2 protein-coding genes are annotated in these 3,201 nt (G+C 73.6%); one reads left to right on the forward strand and one right to left on the reverse strand.

Going from position 1 to position 3,201, the window contains the following annotated elements; all coding sequences use genetic code 11:
• Positions 1-221 precede the first annotated feature (221 nt).
• Entirely contained in the window at positions 222-671 is a 450-nt protein-coding gene (locus ACYVE9_RS20360) for a Crp/Fnr family transcriptional regulator (RefSeq protein WP_461029329.1), read from the reverse strand.
• 126 nt (positions 672-797) lie between these two features.
• Between ACYVE9_RS20360 and ACYVE9_RS20365 the strand changes: the two genes are divergently transcribed.
• Complete coding sequence (locus ACYVE9_RS20365) at positions 798-3,170, forward strand: phosphoketolase family protein (protein ID WP_461029330.1); 2,373 nt, start codon at positions 798-800, stop codon at positions 3,168-3,170.
• Positions 3,171-3,201: the final 31 nt, after the last annotated feature.

Consider the following 3,201-nt stretch of genomic DNA (forward strand, 5'->3'; position numbering starts at 1 on the left):
CCGGCGCAGCGGCGCCAGGAGTCGGCGACGACGTGGCGCACCGGCCGGCCGTCGTCACCGCCGGCGAGGAACCGCTCGTGAGCGCGCCGGACCTCCCCGGCCCGCTCGGCCGGGTCCGCTCCCGTCTCCAGCGCCAGCCATGGGTTGAGCACGGGGACATCGTGCTCCAGCGGGCGCCCGGCGGCAACGGATCGCGCACATCGTCGCTCGGAAGAGTGGTTTCAGGCCGTCCCGTACGGTCCGTAGGTGTCGAGCAGGCGGGACCGCGACCGTTGCAGGCGGTGCGAGATGATCTCGCCGACGGCGAGGGCGAGCGCGTAGCCGAGTTCGTGGTCGTGCTCGCACAGGGCGCGCACCTCGGCGGCGTCGAACTCCAGGGCCCGGACCGGGCTGCCGGCCTCGGCCCCCATGTGCCAGACGTAGGGGCGGAACATCCACGACCAGCCGAGCAGTTCGCCGTGGCCGACGGTCTCCAGCACCTGGGGCCTTCGGCCCGGGACGTGCTGGTCCAGGGTGACCGATCCGGTGTGGATGATCCAGAACCGGTCGGCCGAGTGTCCCTCCTCGAAGATCCGGGCCTCGGCGGGGAACGACACCTCGCGGCCGAGACTCCGCAGGCGCCGGCTGTGCTCGGGGGGCAGCGACCCCAGCAGTCCTGTCATCGTGCGCATGTGGTGCCCTTCTCCCGGAGGTGAGCGTGCCCGGCACGGCCGGTGGCTCGCGCCGGCAGGTGTGACGGCGGCTTCACCGGGGACCCGGCGGGGTGGACCGCCATCGACCACGCGCCGGAGGAACCTGTGGAGACTCCCCATTCTCTCACCGAACACGAGTGCGGGCAGCTCGACGCCCAGTGGCGGGCCATGAACTACGTGGCCGCCGGACAGCTCTTCCTCAGAGCGAACCCGCTGCTGCGTGAGGAGCTGCGCGCCGAGCACGTCAAGGCCCGGGTGCTGGGCCACTGGGGCACGTGTCCGGGGCTGACGCTGCTGCACACCCACCTCAACCGGGTGATCCGGGCCCGTGAGCAGCCGACGCTCGCCGTGTGGGGGCCGGGGCACGGTGCGCCCGCGGTGCTGGCGGGCACCTGGCTGGACGGTTCCTACAGCGAGCTCAACCCGGACGTGGGCCGCGACGAGGAAGGGCTCGGGCGGTTGTTCGCCCAGTTCTCGCATCCCGGCGGGGTGGGCAGCCACACCGGCCCGGAGGTGCCGGGGTCGGTGCAGGAGGGCGGTGAACTCGGGCACTCCCTGTCGCACGCCTACGGTGCCGCGTTCGACAACCCGGACCTGCTGACGGTCTGCGCGATCGGCGACGGCGAGGCCGAGACGGGTCCGCTGGCCGCGGCCTGGCACGCCAACAAGTTCCTCGACCCGGTGCACGACGGCGCGGTGCTGCCCGTCCTGCACCTCAACGGGTACAAGATCGCCGGCCCGACCGTGCTGTCCCGGTTGCCGCCGGAGGAGCTGGACAGCCTGCTGCGCGGTTACGGGCACGAGCCGCTGCACGTGACGGCGGAACCGGACACCGCGCCGGAGCAGGTGCACCGCCAGCTCGCCGGGGTGCTGGACCTGGCGCTGGAGCGGATCGACGGCTTCCAGCGGGCGGCGCGCCGCGACGGCGACCGGCGGCGGCCCCGCTGGCCCATGATCGTGCTGCGCACCCCCAAGGGCTGGACGGGCCCGCGTGAGCAGGCGGGGGAGCCGGTCGAGGACACCTGGCGCAGCCACCAGGTGCCGCTGTCCGGGGTGCGGGACGATCCGCAGCGGCTGCGGCAGCTCGAGGAGTGGCTGCTCTCCTACCGGCCGTCGGAGCTGTTCGACGAGAACGGGCGGCCGGTGGACGAGGTGCTGGCGCAGCTGCCGGACGGCCCGCTGCGGCTCGGGGCCGGTGTGCACGCCAACGGCGGCCGGTTGCGGCGCTCGCTGCCGGTGCCGGACCTGGCGGAGTTCGCGGTACCGGTCGAGAAGCCGGGTGACGGCACCCACGAGCCGACGCGGGTGCTGGGCGGTGTGCTGAACCGGGTGATGGCGGACACCGCCGACCGGCGGGACTTCCGGTTGTTCTCCCCCGACGAGGTCGACTCCAACCGGCTCTCGCAGGTGTACGAGTCGTCGCCCCGGGCGTGGCAGGCCACCGAGGTCGGGACGGACGAGCACCTGGGCCACCACGGCCGGGTCATGGAGGTGCTGTCCGAGCACCTGTGCCTCGGCTGGCTGGAGGGGTACACGCTGACCGGCCGGCACGGTGTGTTCGCGTCCTACGAGGCGTTCGCCAACGTGTCGGTCAGCATGGCGGCCCAGCACGCCAAGTGGCTGCAGAGCGCCGCCGAGGTGCCGTGGCGGGCACCGGTCCCGGGGCTGACGTGCCTGCTCACCTCGCACGCCTGGCGGCAGGACCACAACGGGTTCTCGCACCAGGACCCCGGTTTCGTCGACCAGGTGCTGAACAAGAGCCCGGACGTGGCCAGGGTCTACCTGCCGCCGGACACCAACACGCTGCTGTGCGTCGCGGACCACGCGCTGCGCTCCACGGACGTGCTGAACGTGATCGTCGCCGGCAAGCAGCCCACCTTCGACTGGCTCGGCCCCGAGGAGGCACGGGCGCACTGCGCGCGGGGTCTCGGTGTCTGGGACTGGGCAGGGACCGAGCGGTCGGGGTCGGAGCCCGACGTGGTGCTGGCCTGCGCCGGGGACGTGCCGACGCTGGAGACGCTGGCCGCGGCGTCGCTGCTGCGGGAGGCGCTGCCGGACCTCGCGGTGCGGGTGGTCAACGTCGTCGACCCGACGCGGCTGATGACGCGGCACCCGCACGGGCTGTCGGAGGCCGAGTACGTGTCGGTGTTCACCCGGGACCGGCCGGTGGTCTTCGCATACCACGGTTACCCCTGGCTGATCCACCGCCTCGCGCACGGGCGGCCGGGGCCGGAGCGGCTGCACGTGCACGGCTACCGCGAGAGCGGCGCCACCACCACGCCGTTCGACATGGTGGTGCGCAACGACATGGACCGCTACCGGCTCGCGGCGGACGTCGTGGACCGGGTGCCGGGCCTGGCCGGCCGGGCCGCGGGCGTCCGGCAGGCGTGGACGGACGTCAGGTACCGGCACCACGACTGGATCCGGGAGCACGGCGTCGACCTGCCGGAGGTCTCCGGCTGGAGCTGGACGGGGTGACGCCCCCGCCGTACCGGCGAACGCGGGGGGG

It is taken from the genome of Streptomyces sparsus, from assembly GCF_054776295.1.

Excerpts from the sequence above, each read along its gene's own strand:
- ACYVE9_RS20360 (WP_461029329.1), bottom strand. The coding sequence starts at position 671 with ATGCGCACGATGACAGGACTGCTGGGGTCGCTGCCCCCCGAGCACAGC.